Genomic DNA, 22568 nt, shown 5'->3' on the forward strand with positions numbered 1-22568 from the left:
GCCTTATTGCGGTTCGCTGCCGCAGGCGAGCGGAGTCTTCATCGAACGCGCCGGGGCCGGCACGGGGTTGGCGGGCGCCGGTTGCGCGGCGAGCCACGCGGTCACGGCCGTCACGTCTTCGTCGGAAAGCTTCGCGGCGATGTCGTGCATGCAATCGGGCGCCTTCGCGTGGCGGTTGCCCGAGCGCCATGCGCCGAGCTGCGCGCTCAGGTAATCGGCGTGCAGGCCGACGAGGCCCGGGATCGCCGGCTGCATGCCGGTCAGCCCTGCGCCGTGGCAGGCCACGCAGGCCGGCAGCTTGCGGGACGGGTCGCCCTGCGTGACGAGCTGCTTGCCGCGTGCGAGCGTCGCGGCCGGCAGCGTCGGCTTCGCCGGCGTCGGGTACGGCGGACGTTCGGCCGAGAAGTGCTCGGCGATTTCCTTCAGGTAATCGTCGTTCAGGTACGTCAGCAGATAGTTCATCGGCGGGTACTTGCGCCGGCCGTCACGGAAGTTGACGAGCTGGTTGTACAGGTACTCGGCCGGCTTGCCGGCAAGACGCGGGAAGTAGTCGTTGTCCGTGCCCTGGCCGTGAACGCCGTGGCATGCAGTACAGCCGCGCACGCGCTCGGCCATGGTATCGGGTGCCTTGAGCGGCGCCTGCTGGGCGTGCGCTTGCTCCGTGGGCTTGGTCTGCGCTTGGGCAGCGCTCATAAGGCCCGCGCCGCCGATCATCAGAACGGCGAGCAGCGGACGGAAGAGGCGTCTTGAAGACACACGAGACTCCATGTTTATTCGTCGGGGACCTTGTCCGGGCTACGATCGGCTCGGCGCATGGACGGCAGGACAGCCGGGCTGCTGCGACGCGGCATTCTATCATCGATGGGTAATGACGGCTATTTGGCAAAAGGACATCGGTTCCTGTCCGTTTGCGACTTGCGACAATTTGACGCGCATTGCGCCGGGGGCATGTGAACCGGCGTGCGTTTTCCCCATCGAAGACCGTACACTCGCGGGTCGCGCGGCGCCGCCTCCGCCGCAGGTCCAGTCATTTCTCCCGTTTCCGGATTCATCGATGACGTTTTCTACCGTGCCGTTGCCTGCCTCCCGCTGTCCGTCCCGCTGTCCGTCCCGGTGCCGCCGCACTGCCGGCCTGCCGCTTGCGGGAGGGGGCGCGCGATGAAGTTCGACAGCTTGTGGATCGGTCAGGTCGCGCTCGCGGCGCTGATGGATGCGGCGTTCGCGATGGCGGTCGGCTCGGCGCTGCTCAAGGCGTGGCTCGGCAAGGACGGTGCGCGGCCGGTCATCGCGCCGTCGCACCCCGCCTGGCTGCGCGCGCAACATTCGCTGGTCGCGGCGGCGCTGGCGCTGGTGCTCGCCGATCTCGGCTGGCTCGTCTACGAGGCCGCGACGATGAGCGGCGCGGGGCTCGGCGGCGCGTTCGCCGCGATTCCCGTCATGCTGATGCAAACGCATACGGGCTTCGCGTGGAGCGTCGCGTTCGCCGGCGCGCTGCTGCTCGCGATCGTCGCGCTCGCGAAGCCGGACGGCCCGGTCGCGCATGCAGTGCTGTGGCTCGCGGTGATCGTGGTCGCGGCCGGCAAGGCGTCGCTCGGCCATGCGGCCGACAGCGGCGTGCTGTCCGCGGCGGTCGGCGTGCAGACGCTGCACCTGCTGGCCACCGCCGTATGGGGCGGCCTCGTGCTCGCGGGCGGGCTCGCGGTGTTGCCGGCGCTCGGGACGTCGGTCGCGCGCGGCGCGCTGATCCGCATCGGCCAGCACCTGTCGCGCACGTCGATCGTCGCGGTCGTCTTCGTGCTCGGCACCGGCGTGCTCAACGCGATCCGCGGGCTCGGCGGCTCGCTCGCGCCGCTCGACGGCAGCACGTGGGGGCGCGTGTTGCTGCTGAAGTTGCTGCTCGTCGCGCTCGCGCTCGTGCTCGGCGGGCTCAACCGCTTCTCGGCGCTGCCGCGCCTGCGCCGCACCGCGTCGACCGAGGACGCGTACACGTTCCGCAACATCCTGCATCTCGAAGGGATGACGATGATCGGCGTGTTCGTGGCGGCGGCCGTGCTGTCGTTCAGCGTGCCGGGGTTCGCGGCGCTCGGCTGACGGCCGAACGACGCAGGGCGCAGGGCGCTGGCGCGCGCCGCTGGCGTGGCGCGGATGCAAGAACGGCCGCCTTGTCGGGCGGCCGTGTCGAACGCATTGCGCGGCGCGCGCCGCACCCCGCGTCTTTCTTATTTATCTCACGCGTTCATCACCACTCGGCGACGCTGCCGTCCGCGTGGCGCCACACCGGGTTGCGCCAGCGATGGCCGGTCTTCGCCATCTCGCGCACCTTCTCCTCGTTCACGTCGATGCCGAGCCCCGGCCCTTGCGGGATCGCGACGAAGCCATCGTCGTAGCGGAACACCTCGGGGTTGCGCAGATAGTCGAGCAGGTCGTTGCCCTGGTTGTAGTGGATGCCGAGGCTCTGTTCCTGGATGAACGCGTTGTAGCTGATCGCGTCGAGCTGCAGGCACGCGGCGAGCGCGATCGGCCCGAGCGGGCAATGCAGCGCGAGCGCGACGTCGTAGCTTTCCGCGAGCGTCGCGATCTTGCGGCACTCGGTGATGCCGCCCGCGTGCGATGCGTCCGGCTGGATGATGTCGACGTAGCCGCCCGCGAGGATGTGCTTGAAGTCCCAGCGCGAGTACAGCCGCTCGCCGAGCGCGATCGGTGTGTTGGTCTGGTTGACGATGTCGCGCAGCGCCTCGGCGTTCTCCGACAGCACCGGCTCCTCGATGAACATCAGCTTGTACGGGTCGAGTTCCTTCGCGAGCACCTTCGCCATCGGCTTGTGCACGCGGCCGTGGAAGTCGACGCCGATCCCGACGTGCGGGCCGACCGCGTCGCGCACCGCCGCGACGTTCGCGATCACCTGTTCGACCTTGTCGTAGGTGTCGACGATCTGCAGTTCCTCGGAGCCGTTCATCTTCACGGCCTTGAAGCCGCGCTCGACCACCGCGCGCGCATTGTTCGCGACGTCGCTCGGCCGGTCGCCGCCGATCCATGAATACACCTTGATGCGGTCGCGCACCTGGCCGCCGAGCAGCGCGTGCACGGGCACGCCGTGATGCTTGCCCTTGATGTCCCACAGCGCCTGGTCGACGCCCGCGATCGCGCTCATCATGATCGGGCCGCCGCGGTAGAAGCCCGCGCGGTACATCACCTGCCAGTGATCCTCGATCAACAGCGGGTCGCGGCCGACCAGGTAGTCGGCCAGTTCCTGCACGGCGGCCTCGACCGTGTGCGCGCGGCCTTCGACGACGGGCTCGCCCCAGCCGATGATGCCCTCGTCGGTTTCGATCTTGAGGAACAGCCAGCGGGGCGGGACGACGAACGTTTCGAGGCGGGTGATTTTCATGACGCGTGTCTCCATGATTGACCGGCGCGCCCGCGCGGGCGCGGCGCACGATCCGTGCTTTCGCGGTTATCCTAGCGTAGTCGAATAAAAAATAGTATTAATAGCATTAATGTGCAGATAGTGGGCAGCCCGCCCGACGGAGAACGATCATTCAACGCGACCTGCATGGACAGACGGCCTTCCGGCTCGCGACGGCGATCCTGCGCGGCGACTATCCGCCCGAATCGCTGCTGCCGAGGGAACCCGACCTGATGGAGATGTACGGCGTGAGCCGCACGGTGATGCGCGAGGCGCTGCGCACGCTGACGTCGAAGGGGCTGGTCGAATCGCGGCCGAAGGTCGGCACGCGCGTGCGGCCGCGCCGTGCGTGGAACCTGCTCGATGCCGACCTGCTCGACTGGTATGCGCGCGTCGCGCCGCCGCTCGCGTTCGCGCTGAAGCTGCAGGAAATGCGCGAGATGATCGAGCCGCACGCGGCTGCGCTCGCCGCGCGCACCCATACGCCCGAAGCCTTCGACGCGATCGACGGCGCGGTGCGCGCGATGGCCGCCGCGCGCAACGTCGACGAATGGGTACGCGCCGACCTGCACTTTCACCTGAGCGTGCTGGAGGCCGGCGGCAATGAGCTGCTGGTGCCGCTCGGCGCGCTGATCGATCGCACGCTCGAGGCGCAACTGCAGCTGAACGCGCGCCGGGCGGACGTGTACAACGCGTCGCTTGCCGAGCACACGGCCGTCAGCGACGCGATCCGCGTGCGCGACGAAGACGGCGCGCGCCGCGCGATGGCGACGCTGCTCGCGGTGACGCGCGCGCGGATCGAGATGTCGTGACGGAGCGGGGCGAGGCGGCCCCCGCGCCGCACCGTGTCGTCAGGCGTTCGCGCAGCCGCCCGGCTTGTGGATGCGTTCCGTCGACGGCGGGTACTTCGCGAGCAGGCTCGCCGGCCGCCGCGGCCGCGCGACCAGGTCGCCGCCGCAGTTCGGGCAGCGGCCCTTCAGCACGTCGTCGGCGCAGGTCGCGCAGAACGTACATTCAAATGTGCAGATGCGCGCTTCCGCCGAATCGGGCGGCAGGTCCTTGTCGCAGCATTCGCAGCCGGGGCGCAGTTCGAGCATGAGGGTCTCCTGGGTCGATGACGGATGGGCGCCGCCCGGACATTGCGTGCGGCGCGTGCGAGCGCTACTGTACGCGTTTGGATCGGCCCGGCCAACGGCGTCCCGCCCGGGCGCCGGCGCTGCGCACGGGCTGCACCGGGAGACGACCATGCTTTATCGCGGAAGCTGCCATTGCGGCGACGTGACGTTCGAGGCGGAAGGCGACCTGCAGGGCGTGATGGCGTGCAACTGCTCGATCTGCCAGCGCAAGGGCGCGCTGATGTGGTTCGTGCCGCGCGACCACATGAAGCTGCTGACGCCCGACGAAAATCTCGCGACCTACCTGTTCAACAAGCACGTGATCCGGCATCGCTTCTGCAAGCGGTGCGGGATTCATGTATTCGGCGAAGGCGTCCATCCGGACGGCACCGCAATGGCCGCGATCAACGTGCGCTGCGTCGAGGGCGTTGATCTCGACGCGCTGCCCGTCACGCACTACGACGGCCGCTCGCGCTGAGCGGCGCGCGGTTGCGGGCGCCTGCGCGGCGCAATCGGATCAGGAGGGTTGCACGGCCGCCGCGTTCGGCGCAGGCGTTTCCGCTTGCGGCGCCGGGCCGGCGGTGCGCGTGCCGGCGTCGGCCGGGCGTTCGATCAGCGGCGCGAGCGCCGGCGCCATCGACTTCAGCAACTGCACGGCCATCGCGCTCGTGAAGTCGTAGCGCGCCGCATACGGCTCGTGCGCGGTCGCCGTCAGCACGCCGAAGAACCGGTCGCCGATCGCGAACACGAAGGTGCCGCTGCGGTTGACCTTGCGCGACTCGATCAGCCGCGCGCCGCGCGCATAGATGTTGAAGCGCTGGTCGCCCGTCCCGGTCTTGCCGTACACGTCGAGCGTCTTGCCGTCCGGCAGCGTGAGCCCGCCCGCGAGGCGGCGCGCGGTGCCGTGGAGCACGACGTCGCGCAGCAGCGTGTGCGCGACGTTGACGATCTCCGGCGCCAGCATCGGCTGCGGCTGCGCGGCCGCGCGCACGAAGCGGGTTTCGTACGGCGTGCCCTTCGCGAAATCGAGCCGTGTGATCGTCTCGGTCGGCGCCTTCTGGCCGCCGTTCGCGATCAGGCCGATCAGTTTCGCGAGCGCGTCGGGCTGGTCGCCCGAGGCGCCGATCGCGGCCGCGTAGGACGGCGTCACCTCCGCGAACGGGTAGCCGAGCGCGCGCCACGACTTCGTGATTTCCGCGTACGCGCGCAGCTCGACCATGCGGCGGATGCGGCGGTCCTGCGTCGCGTGGTAGCGGGTCTTGTACAGCCACGAATACGTGTAGAAACGCGCATCGCGACTGTCGCGCTGCACGTCGGCGAGCGACGCGGCCGGATGTGCGCGCAGGTAGTTGAGCGTCCACAGCGCGAGCGGATGAACGCTCGCGATATAGCCGCGATCGTTGAGGTTGAAGCGGTCGATCGCGTACTTCGCGTAGAGCGCGGCGAGATCGTCGTCGGACAGCGTCGCGGCCGGCGTGCCTTTCAGTTGCGCGCGCATCTGCGCATCGAACCATGCAAGCGATTCGTTCGGCGCGACGCTGCGCAGCACCGTCGCGAGCTTCGGCGGCGACTTGCGTACGTCGCGCAGCATCAGCGCGAGCGCGTCGTCGGGCGCCTTGCCCGCATAGCGCGTGTAGTAGCGCTTCACGTAGACCTGGCTTTCGCCGTCGACGAATTGCTGCAGGTAATGCTGGCGCTGCGCGGGATCGTTGAGCCACGACGACGACGGGCCGGCCGCCTGCAGCGTTTCGTAGTGAACGATGTCGCGCATCAGCCGCACGAACACGAGGTTGACCGAGTGCTCGAACGCCGCGTGCAGCGTCAGGATGCGGCCGTTGTCCGACTTTTCGAAGTTCGAGAACACCTGCGCGCCGCCGCCCGTGTAGAACACGTCCGGACTCGCCGAATACTTGCGTTCGACGGACGCATCCAGCATCGCCTGCAGCGAGCGGTCGCGCGTATGCGACAGGTAGTCGAGCGCCCAGCGCGACAGCCCGTCGATCGGATCCGGTTTCACGCGCGCCAGCTCCGCGTTCGACAGGTTCGCATAGCGCGCATGCAGGTCGGCGACGATTTGCAGGTACGTGATCAGCGTGCGCAGCTTCGCGGTCGAGCCGAGGTTGATGCGGCCGCCGCGGTTCACGTCGAACGGCTGGTTCACGCTGTCGGTCTGCACGCGCAGCATGTTCGCGCCGTTGCGGTGCTCGTACAGCGTGAAGCTGTACGTGAGGTGCGACGGGTCGTCCTTCGGCGCCAGCATCTCGAAACCGTACAGGCCGGCGGCCTGCGCGCCGTCGCGCGTCGATGCCCGCGCGAGCCGCTCCGCGACCGCCTGCTGCACGCCGTTGTCGAGCGTGCTGGTGGCCTGCAGATCGAGCTGGTCGAGCTGGTACAGGTCGCTGATGCCGAGCGCCGACAGCAGCGACGCGCGCGCGGAGGTCACGGCCTTGCGCGACACGAACGACTGCACGCGCGCGGCGGCCGGCGGCGCGCTGCGTTCGATCTGCGCGGCGAGCGCGGCATCGCGCAGCGCGGGCGAGATCACGCCGCCGTTCGACAGCAGCCGCAGGTAGCTGTCGGTCAGCTTCTGCAGCGCCGGATAGCCGCGGTTGAGGAAGTACGACGGCGCGCGCTGCGCGATCAGCAGCGACAGCGCCTCGCGGAACATCTTGCCTTGCTGGTCGACGTTGTCGCCGGTCGTCGGCGCGGAGAGCACCCGGTTCACGTCGTTGAAGTCGCGGCCGTACCACGCGGCGAGGCCGTCGCCGATGCCGGTGATTTCGCCGACGTGCGGCCGCGCGGCGAGCGGCACGGAGTTCAGGTAGCGCACCACGATCGTGCGGCGCGCGAGCATCGTCTGCGGGCCGTTCAGGTACGCGCGCACCGACGCGGACGCGATCTGCCGCAGCTTCTCGGGCGGCGTCGCGGTGCGGCCCTCGGGCGAATGGCGGAATTTCTCGATCTGCGTCGCGAGCGTGCTGCCGCCCGGGCGCGCCTGATGGCGATTGACCACGTGCAGCGCCTGGTCGGCCAGCGCGCGGCTGAAGCGCCCCCAGTCGATCGCCGGGTTGCGGTTCGGTTCGTTCGCATCGAGCAGGTAGCGATCCTCGATGAACAGCAGTGAATCGGTGATCACGCGCGGCACCGTGTCGAAGTCGGCATAGACGCGCTGCGGGAACACGGTCGCGAACAGCGGCGAGCCGGTCGAATCGAACAGCATCAGGCCCGTCTGGTCTTTCTCTTCGTAAGGGAGAAATAGCCCGCGCTCGCCGAGCGACAGCATCCGCTGCGAATCGCGCGCCTGTTCGCTGACGACGAAGCCGCGCGCGAGCAGCCGCTGCTGGAACGCGGGGATCAGCGCGTAGCCGAAGCGCTGGTCGTACGGGCCGTTCCCGGGGAAGCGGATGTGATCGCTCGGCCCCGTCTCGACCGTGTAGCCGACGTCGCGGGTGAGCTCGGACAGGTAGCGCGCCTGCAGCCGGGACGTTTCGATCTCGGTCTGCACCAGCCGCGCGACGATCGCCACCGCGATCAGCAGTGCGGCGAGCAAAGACCACTTGACCCACGTCCAGACCGATGCGGGACCGGTCACGCGCGGGAGGATACGATTCAGCGGCCGATTCATGGCGGCGTCTCCCTGAGGGCGCGGTTGTCCGGCCACACCCCATTAAGGATTAGTGTAGTCCTCCGCGGCGGGCTGCCAAGGCCGGTTGACTACCGAGATGCGCCGGCGCAACAGGCGTGCCCGCGCCAGCCGGGCGACGGGTCGATGGCGGTCGGGGCGCCAGCCGGCGCGGTGCGCCGGCCCTGGGCAGGTCGGGCGGGCGGCGGCGACGCAGCGTGGAAAAATGGTGCGCGATTTCACCGTTCATTCAACTGGTGAAATGCTCGATCAGGTGATCGACGAACAGCCGTGCCTTGCGCGGAAAATGCCGGCGGGTCGGGTACGCGACATTCATCTCGAGGGCTTCGAGCCGATAGCCGGGCAGCAGCGCGAGCAGCCGGCCGTCGTCGAGATCCGGCTTGACGAGGAAATCGGGCAGGACCGCGATGCCCATGCCGGACAGCGCCCAGTTCCGGATCAACCCGACGTTGTTCGACGATGCGGATTTGTTCGGGCGCACGGTGATGCGCGTTTGTTCGTGTTCGAACGACAAGTATTCGCCCGCGAAATCGGCATGGAATGCCAGGCCCGCGTGCGATGCGAGATCGTGCGGATGGCCCGGCGCGCCGTGCCGTTCGACATAGTGCGGCGCCGCGCAGACGATCCGGTTGATGCGCGTGAGCGGGCGCTTCACGAGGGTGTTGTTGCTGATGTGCTGCGACAGCAGCAGCCCGATGTCGAAGCCCTCGGACACGAGGTCGACGTGACGGTCCACGATCGTGACTTCCGGCACGATGGCCGGATGGCGCGTCTTGAACGCGTCGATGGCCGGCGCGAGCACGTGCATGCCGAACATGACCGGCGCCGCGATTTTCAGCGATCCAATCGGTTCGTGATGCATCGAGGCGATCGTTTCCTCGACCCGGTCGATCTCGTCGATCACGTGACGTATCTGCGCCAGATAGAGGTGGCCCGCGTCGGTCAGCGACAGGCTGCGGGTGGTGCGATTCAGCAGGCGTGCGCCGAGCCGATCCTCGATGCTCATCACGAGGCGGGTGGCCGACGAATTGGAGATGTTCAGTTCCGTGGCCGCGCGCGCGAAACTGCGAAGTTCGGCGACCTTGACGAATAGTCGCATCGGTAGGAGTTCGTCCATTTTTTATCGATAAATAGAAAGCGATGACTTGATTCTATCTATCGATTTGCTGGATTTTAACGGACGTTTTTCGCGAATTATTATTATGGAATCGCGTATTTATCCGGTGTGCGAACGGTATGAGAATGGTGGGTTACAAGGCATTAAAGTCGTTGAATTGGCGATTTGATTGAGATTGCCATTAAACCTTTTTGACGGATTTGTATTTAGTAATTGTACGAAAATATAGGCTACTTTTTCGTTAAAGAATCGGACGTTATCGATGCGATGTGATGCCGAACCGTATACGTCCCTGTTGCGTTGGCAGCTTCGCGCGTTCGTGCCGGCGCACGGCCTCGGTGGAACGGCGGAACGGGTAGTCGCAGGTAATCGGGTTTGGCGCATCGCGGCGCGTGAGCGCGCGTGGCCGCCGGATGGCCGTGCGCGGCGAGCACGTGTTGCAGCGGGCGGCCCACGCCGAGGACCCGTGTCGCGGCCGCGGCCAGCGGTGATATGCTCGCGGGACGCCCGCGACCGACGGGCGGTTTCACGATGCCCGTGCGCGGTTGCGTCGCGCGGCGTTTCCGAGGGAAGAACCGACATCATGAGCCGCAAATTCATTCTGAAGGGCGACACGACCGATCACGGCGGCGTCGTGCTCGAAGGGATCGCCAATTCGTCGTTCGACGGGCGCGAACTCTCCTATCTCGGCGCAGCTGTGTTCTGCGCGGCGTGCAAGTCGCCGGGCGTGATCGTATCGGACGGCGGCGAGCGCACGATGACCGTGATGGGCAAGGTCGTCGCGCTCGAACACGACCTGTGCCAGTGTCTGTGCACGCCGCAGCCGAAACTGATCCCGTCGCAGGCGACCGGGACGATCTCGGGCTGAGCCCCGCCGCGCGCAGGCGGTCGTCGTCCGCGCTGCGTCGAGACACCGATGCCCGCTGTCAGACGCTGCCTGCGGTCTCGATCACGAGGATGCGCGCGGCGCCGAGCGGATGCGCGACGTGCTCGGTGCCGACCGTCGCATGGAAGACGTCGCCCGTCTCGAGCACCGTCGCATGCTCGACGCCTGCGTCGCGGTAGCGCATCTCGACGCGGCCATCGAGCACCGCGAACACCTCCTCGCCGTCGTTCACGTGCCAGCGATACGGCTGGTCGGTCCAGTGCAGCCGGACCGTGATGCCGTTCAGGTTCGCGATGTCGAGCGCGCCCCACGCGCGGTCCGCCGTGAATGCGGCACTCCGGATGATCTTCATCGATGTGTTCTCCGGCACGCGTGTGTGCCGCTTTCCCGTGATTTTTCCGACATCCGCGTTCAGCGCGACGCTGCGCGCAGCGCCTGCTCGACGATCTGCTTGCGCTTCTCGAAGCCGGCGGCCGTCCGCTCGGTGACGCGCGTCACGACCGCAGCCGGCGCGGTATCGGGCGAGCCGGCGTCGAACGGCGGCGCGGGCGCATATTCGAGTTGCAACTGGATCGCCTGCGCTTCTTCGTCGCCGACCAGCTCCGCGGCGATCGTCAGCGCGAAGTCGATGCCGGCCGTCACGCCGCCGCCCGTGACCAGGTTGCCGTCGCGCACGACGCGCTCGCGCACCGGTATCGCGCCCAACGGTTCGAGCAGCGAGTGGAACCGCCAGTGCGTCGTCGCGCGCCGTCCGCGCAGCAGGCCGGCCACGCCGAGCAGCAGCGCGCCCGTGCAGACCGACGTCACGTAGCGCGCGGTGGCCGCGCGCCGTTGCACGAACGCGATCGTTTCGGTATCGAGCAGCAGGTCGTTGATGCCGATCCCGCCCGGGATGCAGATCACGTCGAGCGGCGGGCAGTCGTCGAACGTGCAGGTGGGCGCGAGCGCGAGGCCGCTGCTCGACGCGACCGCGTCGCGCGACTTCCACACCAGATGGACGGCCGCGTCGGGCAGCGACGCGAGCACATCGTGCGGGCCGGTGAGGTCGAGTTGCTGGACGCCCGGAAAGACGAGAAGGCCGATATGCAGGGTCATGCGAAGACTCCGACGGGAAGGGAACGCGCGCCGTTCGGCACGGGATGGACAGATCGATTCTAGGCGCGTAGTGTTTGGCGAAATTGCCATATCACCCACGTTTTCAGCCAATCGCCATGCCCGCCGCCGCTCCGCGTTCGATCCTCGTCCTCGCGTTTCCCCGTGCGCAACTGCTCGATGTGACGGGGCCGCTGCAGGTGTTCGCATCCGTCAACGAGCTCGCGCTGGAGCGCGGGCAGCCGGCGCCGTATGCGCCGCGCGTCGTGGCCGTCGAAGCCGGGCCCGTCGAGACGTCGTCGGGCCTCGTCGTGATGGCCGAGTCGCTGCGCGCGGCCGCGCGCCGTCCCGACACGCTGATCGTCGCCGGCGGCAAGGGCGTGCATGCGGCGTCGAAGGATGCGCGGGTGGTGAGTTGGGTGCGGCAGCAGGCCGGGCGCGCGCGCCGCGTGGCGTCGGTCTGCACCGGCGCGTTCCTGCTCGCCGAGGCCGGCCTGCTCGACGGGCGGCGCGCGGTCACGCACTGGGCGCGCTGCGACGAATTCGCGGCGCGCTACCCGAACGTGCGTGTCGAACCGAACCCGATCTTCATCCGCGAAGGCGCGCTGTGGACGTCGGCCGGCGTGACGGCCGGCATCGATCTGGCGCTCGCGCTGGTCGAAGAGGATCTCGGTCGGGCGACCGCGCTCGACGTCGCGCGCGAACTCGTCGTGTTCCTGAAGCGTCCGGGCGGACAGGCGCAGTTCAGCACGATGCTGTCGATGCAGCGCACTGCCGACCGGTTCGGCGAGCTGCACGCGTGGATGGCCGAGCACCTGACGGCCGACCTGTCGGTGCCCGCGCTCGCCGAGCGCGTGAGCATGAGCGAGCGCAGCTTCGTGCGCCACTATCGTGCGGAGACCGGCCGCACGCCCGCGCGCGCGGTCGAGCAGATCCGGGTCGAGGCCGCGCAACGCCTGCTCGGCGAAACGGCGTGGCCCGTCAAGCGGATCGCCGGGCGTTGCGGCTTCGGTACCGAGGAGACGCTGCGACGCAGTTTCGTGCGCGTGCTCGGCGTGTCGCCGCAGGGATATCGCGAGCGGTTCGTGCGGTAACAGACGACGGATGAGCGGGGCCAGAGCAGGCGCTGCGCGGAACTGAACGGAAACCGGTCGGTTTCGAGTCCGAAGCACCGAAACTATTCAGGATTGGACAACAATAGGCGGGGGCTTGTGCCGCGCCCGCCGCGGGCTCTATTCTGTTCCGTTGGTGATTCGAAGGGGAAGCGGCATGGACCGAATCCAGGCAATGGAAGTTTTTACCCGCGTGGTCGACGCGAACAGCTTCACGCGGGCGGCCGACACGCTCGCGATGCCGCGCGCGTCGGTGACGACCATCATCCAGAATCTCGAGGCGCTGCTCGGCGTGCGCCTGATGCACCGGACGACGCGCCGGCTGTCGCTGACGCCGGAGGGCGCCGCGTACTACGAGCATTGCATGAAGATCATCGCGGAGATCGCCGAGGCCGACGCGAGTTTCCAGGCCGGCAACCGCAAGCCGAGCGGCATGCTGCGCGTCCACATGCCGAGTTCGCTCGGGCGGCGCATCGTGCTGCCGTCGCTGTCGATTTTCCGGCAGCGCTATCCGGACATCACGCTCGAGCTGGGGCTGTCCGACCGCTACGTCGATCCGGTCGAGGAGGGCATCGACTGCATGATCCGGGTCGGGCCGCTCGAGGATTCTTCGATGGTCGCGCGGCGCATCGGGATGCTCAAGCGCGTGACGTGCGCGTCGCCCGATTACCTCGCGCGTCACGGCGAGCCGAACGAGATTGCCGATCTCGTCGAGCATCATGCTGTGAATTTCCGCGCGAGCCACGGCGCGCGGGCGATTCCGTGGGTGTTCATGATCGACGGCAAGCCGTTCGAGGTGCGGATGAACGGCAGCGTCACGGTCAACGATTCGGATGCGTACGTGACGTGCGGGCTCGAAGGCTTCGGGATGATCCAGCCGACGCTGTTCATGGTGCTGCCGCACCTGCTCGACGGTTCGCTGGTCGAAGTGCTGCCGGACAGCAATCCGAAGCCGAAGCCGATTTCCATCGTGTATCCGCACAACCGGCATTTGTCGCAGAAGGTGCGCGTGTTTGCGGACTGGATCGCGGAGGTGTTCGAGTCGACGCCGGCGCTGGAAGGTGGGGAGAACTGGCGGGGGAAGGTGGGGGCGGAGGCGGCGGATGCGAAGCGCGGAGCGGTGGTGGCGTAGTCGCGGCGCAGCACGTGGGCTGAGGGACGGGCAACGTGCGGCACCGTGTGCGCTGAAGCAATGAAAAAAGCCGCTGTTTCTTTCGAAACAGCGGCTTTTCGCATTTGGTGGCGAATCAGGGACTCGCGACGATTGTCGTCAGAGCCCTGCTCCGCCTCGTTTTGCAGCCGCTACACGTTTTCAAGATAGCAGGCGAGGGTAACAGTTCCAAGCTCCAATTCCCTTCCAATCGGCCGCAGCACACTCGCTTACAGTTCACGTACGGCGCAAGCTCGGCAGCAAACACCACCTCATCGTCGACGCGCAAGGCATCCCGCTCGCAGTCCAAAACGAAAAACGCCCCGTTTGGAACGGGGCGTCTGAATTCAGCCTGTCACGCTGCCGACCGTGAGCCGGCTCGTCTTATGCAAGGTCGTCTTCTTCAGACTCGTCGTCGTCCGGGTCACCGGGCTCATACGCTTCTTCGACGATACCGCATAGGTCGTCCGGTAGCTCCAATTGCTCGAGCAAAACGTCCAGCGGAACGTTGTATCGCGGGCCCAGGTCGGCTGCCATCACCGCAGCGGCCATCGGGCTTGCCCGGCGAATCGACTCGGCAGTGCTGTGGCCCACAACGAAGCCCAGCCGGTAGTCGGGCTCGAAGAACGACATATCATAGTCTGACGGCTCTACGTCCGCCTGCATGCCTGCCTCGTAGCCGGCGTCCAGTGCGGATTGTGGTTTTTGAGATTTCGTCGCCATGATTTACGCCCCCGGTGCGAATTGTGCCGTGTTCGGGTTGTATCCCGCGATGATAGCCATGTGAAAGTACGCGAGCGAACGCTCCTCGTCTGGCTCGACCACGCCCGAATAGATGTCCGCCTTGGCATCAAAACGCGTTTTTGCGTAGAACAAGCAAGCGTTATAGGCTGACTCTCCGTCTCCAAGGTGCGCCGCGCGTTCGCACATCTTCAGCGCGAGGGGCAGGTCGCGCGCGCCGACCTCTCCACCTGCGGCCAGTCCCGCGACCAGCTTGCAGTACTCGATTGTCGCCGCGTCGGTTGTGAACGTATCGATGTCGACCGACCGGAGGAGCGCCCATGCGCGCTTCGGCGCCTGCTCGCATCCCCAGCCGTAGGTCAGCGCCTTCGCGAGCGACACGCGTGGATAGTCAAAGCCGCTGCCCTCGAACGCCTCCAGAATGCGAACGCCAATCGCCGCATCCGGATGCTCGCGCAAATTGACGAGTCGCACGGCGACGATACCCGCGTCGGCCTGGATAAGGGCTGCGCGCCGCGGGTCGCGGCTGAAGTACACGTTGTCGAGAATCAGTTCGACCTGCTGCGCCTTCGGTACCTCGCGCGAGTAAATCAGGCGGTTGAGCAAAACAGCGCACAGGCGCTCGGAACCCGTGTAGCCGTTGTTGGCCTGGACTTCGTAGAAGCGCGCCACGTCGAGTTGCGGACGACGCGCCGACGGCTGCCAATTGCGCAGTAGCGTCGCGGCGGCGCCACGTTCAAGCGGCATACCTTGCTTCGCGAAGAACTCAATCGCGCGTTGAACCTGCTCTTCACGTCGAGCACGGAACACCTCCGGACCGCACTCCTCGTCGAGCGGTGAGGCGGCTTCCGGCGTGTCAGAAACATTGACGAGGCCGTGCCACGATGCCGACGCGCCGCACAGCACGTAGGCGGTCAGGTCCTTGTGGGGAAATTTTTGCTTGCCGGATGCTGGAAGCACATCCGCCAGTAGTTTCTCGACGTCCCGTGCGGCGCGCTTAGGAATCGAGTCGGTAGCGAAAATCATAAGATGGGTCATGAGCGTTGTCCTGTTTTCTGGCGCAAACAAATACGGCTCGACGCAAGGCGTGAGACCGTCCGAAAATCGGATTGACTTGAAAAAATCCGAACTGCCCGGTTTGTTTGCGTTGCCGATAGGCCAAATGGACGCCCGCGAAAGCCCCGAGGGTGCTGCTTTCGCATCGCTCACGGAACGTACGCTTTGCCCGCGCAAAGTCTCGCCCGGCCGAGGCGTTGCCGCGGCAACTGTCGAGACGGAGAGGGGGGGCTGCGTAGTTCATGGCTTGAATTTATCGAAACGATTCAGAGGCGTCAAGCGGCCTCCGCAAAGCGCGCCTGACGGCCGGCGGCGCAGTCTGCTGAAAAATCACGGGGAAGAACGAGGTGGGGCAGTCCTCAGGGATGCAGGCGAGAGCCTGCGCACTTGGACCCAAATCCACGCCAATGCTCCGTCCGTAACTGGTCATGTGCAGGAGAGTTTTCTGGCACAAATTCAAAATGCATATGCGGCGACGGTACGGGCATCCGTGCGTCGAGAAGGGGAGTGGCCGCGACTGAGCTATTCGCACCTAATTGGATTTGGCCCGCGTAGGATGGCTGTGCTTGCGCTAGGGCAAGCGGCCGAAGGTTTTGCTGAGCACTGTGCATGGTCGATAGTCATCGCGACCGCGAAGTGGGGGCAGTGACCTTTGCCGCCCCCCATTCTTTGCAGCGACGCTATTCGGTTCTTACTTGTGCGACTCGCCGAGTTCACGCATAGCCTGCGCCACGCCAGCGTGAAGCACGCGCAACCCGTCATCTACCTTCAGGTGCGCATAGTTCTCCATCACTGTCTCGAGTGTATCGTGCAAGAGTTGAGCGACTGTCAGATAGTCTTGCGGGTGGCGCTTGAGGTGGTCGGTCGCAATAATATGGCGAAATGTATGCGGTCCGAACCCATCTCCTTCCGGCATGTATCGGGCTGTCACGACGATTACACGTTTGGCCAGACAGTCGGAAATCCAGTTTCCGGCCAACTCGATGTCCAGTGCTGCGTAGCCTGCCCCTCGGTTGGGACCTTCAACACGGGGCAAAAACAGAAAGTCAGTTTCCGCGTTAACAAGCGAGGGACGTGCTTCTGACAGGTAGCGGCGAATCCATGGCCACACGGTCGGCTCCACGGCGGCGTCGTATTCTTCGAAGGCCGCACCTTTTTCGTTCTTGAAGTCACTGGGGTCGAAGCGAAGTCGCCAGGAACCATCCGCTGTCTGATATAAGTTTGGTCGACTGCCACGGAAACGCATGATGCTGAATTGGGACACGCGTAGCGGATTGCTGATGAGCATCTTGCAAAGAAGGACATCACGAATCCAGACGGTGTAGTCTCGCTCATGAGTTTGGGGCGGCTCATCGGCTTCGAGGTCGCGCACCATTTTTACCAGGCGTTTAAGTGGGAACTCATCTCCCAATATGGTTGCGACGCGTTGGCTGCGCTTCCGTGCGTAGCGCACGGGTGAGTGAGCCGCGAGAGACTTTTCTAAGTTGAGCAGTTCACGATGCGCTTCTGCACAGTACGAGCGCCATGCGGTCTCGCGATTCAATTGAGTCGCAATGGTCAGCGCGCGTGCATCGCCAGCTGCGCACAGGTCATCGACAAACTCCGGGCGATGCCACAGAAACCCGGTCTCAGGGCGCAGGTGCGACCGCGCATTGTTAAGCAACGTGATGACACCATGGTGCGTGACATTGCCAGCCCGTGTACGCAGAAACTGCACATACGATTTCATATGCCCGGTTGACGTTAGCCATGCAAGGGAATCTGCATGTTCGCTGGGCACTGTACGTCCCCGAACGGTATGCGTTGTGATGAAGCCAAGGAAGGGAGCAAAGAAGGACCATTGCAATCCGGCGGTGGCGCATACTGTTCCGTCACACATGTTTGCCCATCCAATGCGGAAGCCTGTGTCTTCGACTGACTTCAATCGCCAAGTATTGCGTTTGGTCGCGCCATATCTGGTTACATCCGATTTGAAGCGAATCAGCTCCTCCCACTGAGACATGAGCCGTGCTGTTGGACGTAGCATCGGACAGGCTACCTTTGCGGCGCGTTTGGACTTTGCCGATGTGTCTGTCGATGCATCCATGAGCTCATTTTTCCGTCGCTCGTAACGTGCACGCCGTCGTGGCGGCAACCGGTTCGCCAAGCAATCAGGAGGCAATCCCAAAGCCGACTCTAGGCCGGGAATCCGCGCATAGCTCGTCTGGTGCTGGGGTGTTCCTTTGCCTTGGACCCACTGGCCCAGGACCTGAGGAAGAATGCAAGACTGCCGGCCAATCTGTGCGAGTGTTTCCCCGCTTCGGTCAATGGCATAAGCCAGTGCATCGCCGAAGACAGGTGGAAGCAAATCGTTGATGGAGAGCGCGTCGTACAACTGCTTCAGCTTCCGGATTTGTTCCTGACGGTCCTTCTGAGTTCGGGGCGCGAGTCGTGGCGCCATTTCATCTTCGAAGCGCCGAAAGCTTTTGGCGAAGCTGCATCCTAACTCCTCGCCCACGATGTCATCGGGCCTACGTTGGAACACCTGCATCCAGCCGTGCATCGCCGAAACGAAATTCGCGACGCGCTGACCGCCCCACCCGTCGGCGGTAAGATGCTTCCGGATGTGTTGCTCGAGCTCCTGGTAGGTGAGCTTGGCATGTCCTTGGGCAATGGAACCACTCGGGGCAATTGGATGGGCACCCGCGTCGTGTTGAATAGACGCGTTCACGGGGAGCGTCGCCTGGGAAATAACGGGTTCGTTAAGCATTTTTTAACGGCTGAAATCCGTGTCAGGCCGGCCACGCAAGGATGCTGGCGAACAAAGCCGTCACGGATTTGATTCGTAAAATGCAGGAGCACTGCCGTTATGTGTTTCGCAGCGTCCCGCGGCGCGCGGAGCGTTGCGACGTCCATCAGCGATGGCCAAGCGTCGCAGCGTTCCAAAGGCATATAGCGACGTTGGATGAACAGGCTGTTTTAGGCGAAAAGAGGGAGGAAGGGGAGAGCGGTTCAAGCCCTGCCCAACATGTGCGGATTCGGAGTCACGCACACAACGCGGATGGGCGTGGCCTGACAGATGGCCGCGCTCGGGAGGCCGGGCTCCTTGACCACGAGCTTTTGCGTTGGTGTCAGGGCGCCGTCGAGGCGTGGCTGTGAGCGTCATGGACGTCGTTCCGCGACCGAGTCGGTACAGCCATCCTGCGACGAGGCAGCACTCTTGGCTCTGCCACCACGAGTACGATTTTTTGAGCGGACGCGTTTAAGACACCGCGCCGGCATCAACCGGATAACCGAGGCGTTAAGTTTTCGGCTTATTGCGGTCGCCCGTGGTCTGGCCGCCTGCGTCGGTCTTCTTCTTGCGGCCGGTCTTGATGGATACAGGGCGCTCGGTAGGTTCTAGGAGCAGTTGAGACTCGTGAACGCCGAGCGCATTGGCGAGCGACACCAGAGTGTCCAGAGTTACGTTCGCCAAGCCCCGCTCAATCTGCCCGACGTGATTCCGGTGCAACCCCACGCGGTCAGCGAGCACCTCTTGCGAGATGCCCAGCTTCCCGCGTAACAATTTTAGATTCGCACCGAGCCGCAGCCGGGCAGCCTTTTGGTGAGGTGTTGTGGTGTCTTCCATATGCGACAGGAGCATCGCCCATCGCCAGCTGTGAATCTACCCTATTTAAAGTGGCAGTTTATAAACTGCCAATCTTTACATTGCATGTTTTCCGCTTTAGACTGGGCACCCATCGGCCACCCGGGTCGCAGAGAGCGCATGTCCTCCCTGCGCAGGGTTACCGACTTATAGGTGGCCCCGGGTTTGCTGCTGGTGCAGAACGTGTTTGGTGCCGACGCCTGCTAGGAATGGCGTGCAATCGTGTGACACCGAGACAGGCTGCCGTCAACGAGACGCGATGTAACAGGAGCAGTGGTGATGTTGGCTTATGTAGTAGAACCGGCGCGATTCAGGCAGGACGAGGATATCGCCATTGCCGTGTGCGTTGGCCGTTTCGGCTCAGACCTGCGATGGACGCAAGAGCTGTACACCCGGTGCATACAGCACAGCGGCGTTCCAGATATTTGGGCTGACGCATATCACGCTTTACACCGATATGAGAGCGCACAACTCATATCGGAGGACGGTCCCGTGATAGCAAATAGGCCTGTGCCGACTACACAACGGGGCCGCGTAGCGCATGTGACCTGCCTCGTGGAGCGGGAGCGAGCGTCTGTGCAAAATGCGGCCGGTCGGTTCACAGTATCTGTTGACTCGGTAGGGCGAGTACGTGGGGAGGCTGTTGCCACTGGCCAGCGGGTGGTAAAAATCGCGCGAATGCGCGTGGACCCATCTCATTCTGCTTCAGAAATCGGCCTTGCTGTGCTGCTCCATCTGGCTAGTAGAGACCATCAACCCGCGGTCGCGGACATCATGCTCCGTATGCGGCGGGGAGACCCGCTTTGAAGCGTCGCTCGTTTGGTACTGGTCGCGTTCTGCGGGATGCAAGTCGACGCAGCAATCGGGAGACTTCTTTGCGATTGGCTTCATCCGGCAATGTGCCGGGCTACTGGCGAAGATGACACTGGAAACTCGTGTCGTGCGCTCCATCCGCCGGCGCAAGAGCGTCGTCATTCTTCGCTCGGAGGTGTCGGGACTGGGAAGCCAATCGCAGCTGACCCGTGTGCTAGCCAAGCTGGTCGCGACTGGACAACTGATACGAGTAGGCCATGGCATATATGCCAAAACCCGCATAAATCGATATACAGGCCGTCCCGCGCCGGCCGCAACGTTCGAGTCAATAGCTGCGGAGGCTTTCAAAAAGCTGGGCATTTCCGTCGGTCCGGGGGCGTTAGCCAGGGAGTACAACTCTGGCAGGTCCACGCAGATACCGATGGTGGCAGTCGTCACCACTGGCCGACGACGTATAACCCGGAGGATTCAGGTGGGTAGCAGGAGAGTCGTCTATGAGCGCGTTGGCAAGGACACGCGGTGAGGCAAATCTACAGACATGAGGACAGGCGATGAGCGAAGCTCTTGATTTGTCGCCAGGCGCGCCTTTGCTGAGGACAAATGTCGCCGTGTACCTGGGTGACTGCACTGGCGCCACTTTGCCCGTGGTGTGCGATGGCAGCTCCATCGAATCGCGCGGGTCAACGTGGCATCGCGCGTCACTGGCTCTTGCCTGCCCAACGCCACGTGGCCCATATCCGGTGTGCGAGCGCTTCACTGTTTTCGTTTACGAGACTTGCGATTATGCATTCACGCGCCCGAGCGCGGTGGTTGCTTTTCGAATCGATGTTCGATGCGAGGGCAGGTTGATATACGCCAGCGTTCGAAGTGCTCAGTCCAGTGCTGACCTTCCGCCAATCCCGTATCTGATTGGTGATGATGTGGTCACCACGGTTCGACGCCTGTTCCAGACTACGTCCTGGCCTTGATGCTGTCGAACGAAAGCGCCCGCGCGCGTCGAAATCGCACCTCATCGCCGCAGTCCACACCGCCTTGAAGAAAAAATGCTGACAGGAATCCCAGGGCCGGCCTTCTCCGTACCGCCCCCACGACACACGGGCGGGCGCGTGCTCTTTCTCGATTTTGATGGCGTGACACACCCTGAGTCCGTGTATCTGCTGCACAAGCGCGGTCCTATTTTGGTGGACGCGCTTGGCCATTCCCTCTTTGAGCACTGCCTACTGCTCGAAGAAGTGCTGTCGCCATACCCGGACTTGCGAATAGTGCTGTCGACATCGTGGGTGCGCCGCTATCGAGGAAGCGTCGTCCGGGTGTCGCGCAGACTGACGCCGGGCCTGCAGGCGAGAGTTGTTGGTGCCACGTACCACAGCGGAATGGACCCGCGGGAGTTTGCATCCGCTCCGCGCGGCATGCAAGTGTGGTCGGATGTGTTGCGCCGCAAGCCAGATGCGTGGCTGGCGTTGGACGACGACTGGCTGCATTGGCCTGCATGGTGCCGTGACCATCTAGTGCGCACAGACCCGCTGCTTGGGATAAGCGAACCTTCCGTGCTCATGGAGTTGAAAATAAAGCTGGCGAAGATGTGTAACGGCAACTGACGTTACCACGTTGCGCGGTACGAGCCGCCATGTCCCGCGTGTAGCGGAAATTTGGTGTCGTGCTCGCCGATGCGCGGTGTGACGAGGTTCACCGGCTAGCCATCCGCTATTTCCGTTTCGCGAGCCTCTCGCACATCTCGGTTACCCACCGACGCACAAAATCACGGTTTGGCGAGTCGAGCTTCGACAGCATCTCGGCAATGTCAGTTGCCTCGTCCGCAATCCGATTGGAATTCGCTCGCAGAAGGGATTCAAGCGGAACGTCGAAATAGTCGGCGAGCTGTATCAGCCGCGGTAGCGGCGGCAAGGTCGCACCACGCTCGAAGCGGCTGACGGTTTCCTGTTCGACGCCAATGATTTCGGCGAGCTGCTCCTGCGTCAGGCCGCGTGCCATCCGTTCGCGCGCAATCGCTTTCCCAAGCCGTTCCGGTATTCCCGCCGATTGCCGCGCCATAACCACGTCTGTTGTTGTTAAGCAACATGAAGTGTGGTGCCGGGCAGCTCTAAAGTTAACGACATAGAATGTCGTAATAAGTCATTAAATAAATAATAGTGCGGATGCACGTCGTGACATGTGGGCGATGGCGCGTCGACGCACTGCAGTTACGGGGAAACAATGAAAAGACGGGCTTTCTCATCGTGGCGCCGTTGCCCACGGTGTTGCGTACTGGTTGCGGCGGAGTCAACAGTTATCGCGTCGAAGGTGAAGGATACTCACACCTCAGCCGCTCAGAGTCAGGTTATCTTCTGCACGCCTAACTTCGTGCTCACGGATAACTGTAGCGCGGGCGCGGGTACGGATGGGGTGTCGATATGACGTTGAGGAAACAGCGCATTGTGCTCATAGCCTGGCTTTGTGTGTTCACTACGCAGGCAAGTGCATGGGTAGTCGCCGCCCATGGCGACAATGGATTTGCGTTTGTCGCGCGTGACGCGGCATCTTCCGAAGAGGCCACTCGAGCGGCACTGGACGGATGCGGTAAGGAATCAGGCGGATGCCGTCTGGTGGGCAAGCCAGTTGCTGGGCCTATCGCGCTGGTCATTGCTCGCAGCGATGACGGCATATCGGTGTCGACGGACAGAAACCCGGAAAGCGCTGCTGAGCGCGCAATGAAAGATTGCAAGACCACATTTAAACGTAAGCGTCATTTCGTGGCCGCATGGACAGAGCTGCAGCCGGTGTCCAAAGTGATGTCCGTTACTTCAAGTGATGG

22 protein-coding genes are annotated in these 22568 nt (G+C 64.3%); 9 read left to right on the forward strand and 13 right to left on the reverse strand.

Annotated elements, in window-relative coordinates:
* Positions 1 to 3: 3 nt before the first annotated feature.
* Positions 4 to 768: a c-type cytochrome gene (locus J8I35_RS28045; protein ID WP_050014600.1), complete on the reverse strand. Its 765-nt coding sequence runs from the start codon at positions 766 to 768 to the stop codon at positions 4 to 6.
* 390 nt (positions 769 to 1158) lie between these two features.
* On the opposite strand from J8I35_RS28045, the gene J8I35_RS28050 reads away from it, so the two are divergent.
* Entirely contained in the window at positions 1159 to 2091 is a 933-nt protein-coding gene (locus tag J8I35_RS28050) for a CopD family protein (protein ID WP_050014599.1), read from the forward strand.
* A 148-nt stretch (positions 2092 to 2239) separates the two neighbouring features.
* On the opposite strand, the gene dgoD is transcribed toward J8I35_RS28050, so the two are convergent.
* Positions 2240 to 3388: a galactonate dehydratase gene (dgoD, locus tag J8I35_RS28055; RefSeq protein ID WP_050014598.1), complete on the reverse strand. Its 1149-nt coding sequence runs from the start codon at positions 3386 to 3388 to the stop codon at positions 2240 to 2242.
* Between the two features lie 146 nt (positions 3389 to 3534).
* Here dgoD and J8I35_RS28060 point away from each other — a divergent pair, with 146 nt between their 5' ends.
* Entirely contained in the window at positions 3535 to 4218 is a 684-nt protein-coding gene (locus tag J8I35_RS28060) for a FadR/GntR family transcriptional regulator (protein WP_124556520.1), read from the forward strand.
* A gap of 39 nt (positions 4219 to 4257) precedes the next feature.
* Here the strand turns inward: J8I35_RS28060 and J8I35_RS28065 are convergent, their stop codons facing one another.
* Positions 4258 to 4503, reverse strand: coding sequence for a DUF1272 domain-containing protein (locus J8I35_RS28065; RefSeq protein WP_006483256.1), 246 nt, complete (start codon positions 4501 to 4503; stop codon positions 4258 to 4260).
* Positions 4504 to 4651: 148 nt separating this feature from the next.
* Here J8I35_RS28065 and J8I35_RS28070 point away from each other — a divergent pair, with 148 nt between their 5' ends.
* Positions 4652 to 4999 (forward strand): GFA family protein, encoded by a 348-nt coding sequence (locus J8I35_RS28070; protein WP_050014595.1) that lies wholly within the window; start codon positions 4652 to 4654, stop codon positions 4997 to 4999.
* A 39-nt stretch (positions 5000 to 5038) separates the two neighbouring features.
* Here the strand turns inward: J8I35_RS28070 and J8I35_RS28075 are convergent, their stop codons facing one another.
* Positions 5039 to 8146 carry a transglycosylase domain-containing protein gene (locus tag J8I35_RS28075; RefSeq protein ID WP_124638748.1) on the reverse strand — a complete coding sequence of 1036 codons (3108 nt, stop codon included), beginning with the start codon at positions 8144 to 8146 and terminating at the stop codon, positions 5039 to 5041.
* Between the two features lie 247 nt (positions 8147 to 8393).
* Positions 8394 to 9281 (reverse strand): LysR family transcriptional regulator, encoded by an 888-nt coding sequence (locus J8I35_RS28080; RefSeq protein WP_209928046.1) that lies wholly within the window; start codon positions 9279 to 9281, stop codon positions 8394 to 8396.
* Positions 9282 to 9864: 583 nt separating this feature from the next.
* On the opposite strand from J8I35_RS28080, the gene J8I35_RS28085 reads away from it, so the two are divergent.
* Positions 9865 to 10149, forward strand: a complete 285-nt coding sequence (locus J8I35_RS28085) for a PAAR domain-containing protein (RefSeq protein ID WP_050014589.1) — start codon at positions 9865 to 9867, stop codon at positions 10147 to 10149.
* Positions 10150 to 10207: 58 nt separating this feature from the next.
* On the opposite strand, the gene J8I35_RS28090 is transcribed toward J8I35_RS28085, so the two are convergent.
* Together J8I35_RS28090 and J8I35_RS28095 are read right to left on the reverse strand one after the other, a co-directional pair.
* On the reverse strand, positions 10208 to 10519 hold the full coding sequence (locus J8I35_RS28090) for a cupin domain-containing protein (protein ID WP_069621228.1): 312 nt from the start codon (positions 10517 to 10519) through the stop codon (positions 10208 to 10210).
* Positions 10520 to 10578: 59 nt separating this feature from the next.
* Positions 10579 to 11262 (reverse strand): DJ-1/PfpI family protein, encoded by a 684-nt coding sequence (locus J8I35_RS28095; protein ID WP_124556524.1) that lies wholly within the window; start codon positions 11260 to 11262, stop codon positions 10579 to 10581.
* Positions 11263 to 11378: 116 nt separating this feature from the next.
* Here J8I35_RS28095 and J8I35_RS28100 point away from each other — a divergent pair, with 116 nt between their 5' ends.
* Both J8I35_RS28100 and J8I35_RS28105 read left to right on the forward strand, forming a co-directional pair.
* Positions 11379 to 12353, forward strand: a complete 975-nt coding sequence (locus J8I35_RS28100; protein ID WP_209928050.1) for a GlxA family transcriptional regulator — start codon at positions 11379 to 11381, stop codon at positions 12351 to 12353.
* 175 nt (positions 12354 to 12528) lie between these two features.
* Positions 12529 to 13503, forward strand: a complete 975-nt coding sequence (locus tag J8I35_RS28105) for a LysR family transcriptional regulator (protein ID WP_124638751.1) — start codon at positions 12529 to 12531, stop codon at positions 13501 to 13503.
* A 402-nt stretch (positions 13504 to 13905) separates the two neighbouring features.
* Here J8I35_RS28105 and J8I35_RS28110 read toward each other — a convergent pair whose 3' ends face one another.
* From J8I35_RS28110 to J8I35_RS28130, 5 genes are all read right to left on the reverse strand, one after another.
* Complete coding sequence (locus tag J8I35_RS28110; protein ID WP_205782994.1) at positions 13906 to 14244, reverse strand: DUF2623 domain-containing protein; 339 nt, start codon at positions 14242 to 14244, stop codon at positions 13906 to 13908.
* Between the two features lie 3 nt (positions 14245 to 14247).
* Entirely contained in the window at positions 14248 to 15300 is a 1053-nt protein-coding gene (locus J8I35_RS28115) for a hypothetical protein (protein WP_209928055.1), read from the reverse strand.
* A gap of 709 nt (positions 15301 to 16009) precedes the next feature.
* Positions 16010 to 18067: a hypothetical protein gene (locus J8I35_RS28120; RefSeq protein WP_205782998.1), complete on the reverse strand. Its 2058-nt coding sequence runs from the start codon at positions 18065 to 18067 to the stop codon at positions 16010 to 16012.
* A 531-nt stretch (positions 18068 to 18598) separates the two neighbouring features.
* Positions 18599 to 18940: a helix-turn-helix transcriptional regulator gene (locus J8I35_RS28125; RefSeq protein ID WP_046196282.1), complete on the reverse strand. Its 342-nt coding sequence runs from the start codon at positions 18938 to 18940 to the stop codon at positions 18599 to 18601.
* A 708-nt stretch (positions 18941 to 19648) separates the two neighbouring features.
* Positions 19649 to 19918: a hypothetical protein gene (locus J8I35_RS28130; protein ID WP_165935654.1), complete on the reverse strand. Its 270-nt coding sequence runs from the start codon at positions 19916 to 19918 to the stop codon at positions 19649 to 19651.
* Here J8I35_RS28130 and J8I35_RS34720 point away from each other — a divergent pair.
* A complete protein-coding gene (locus J8I35_RS34720) occupies positions 19863 to 20279 on the forward strand; it encodes a DUF6088 family protein (RefSeq protein ID WP_241020816.1) in 417 nt (138 codons plus the stop codon). The genes J8I35_RS28130 and J8I35_RS34720 overlap by 56 nt on opposite strands.
* A 583-nt stretch (positions 20280 to 20862) precedes the next feature.
* On the forward strand, positions 20863 to 21354 hold the full coding sequence (locus J8I35_RS28135; protein WP_257010795.1) for an HAD domain-containing protein: 492 nt from the start codon (positions 20863 to 20865) through the stop codon (positions 21352 to 21354).
* A 106-nt stretch (positions 21355 to 21460) separates the two neighbouring features.
* Here the strand turns inward: J8I35_RS28135 and J8I35_RS28140 are convergent, their stop codons facing one another.
* Positions 21461 to 21808, reverse strand: a complete 348-nt coding sequence (locus tag J8I35_RS28140; protein WP_095413095.1) for a helix-turn-helix transcriptional regulator — start codon at positions 21806 to 21808, stop codon at positions 21461 to 21463.
* Between the two features lie 359 nt (positions 21809 to 22167).
* Between J8I35_RS28140 and J8I35_RS28145 the strand changes: the two genes are divergently transcribed.
* Positions 22168 to 22568, forward strand: a 401-nt coding sequence (locus tag J8I35_RS28145; protein ID WP_209928061.1) for a DUF4189 domain-containing protein, incomplete at its 3' end; no start/stop codon positions are given.

It is taken from the genome of Burkholderia sp. CpTa8-5 (assembly GCF_017815045.1).
Classification (GTDB): domain Bacteria; phylum Pseudomonadota; class Gammaproteobacteria; order Burkholderiales; family Burkholderiaceae; genus Burkholderia; species Burkholderia sola.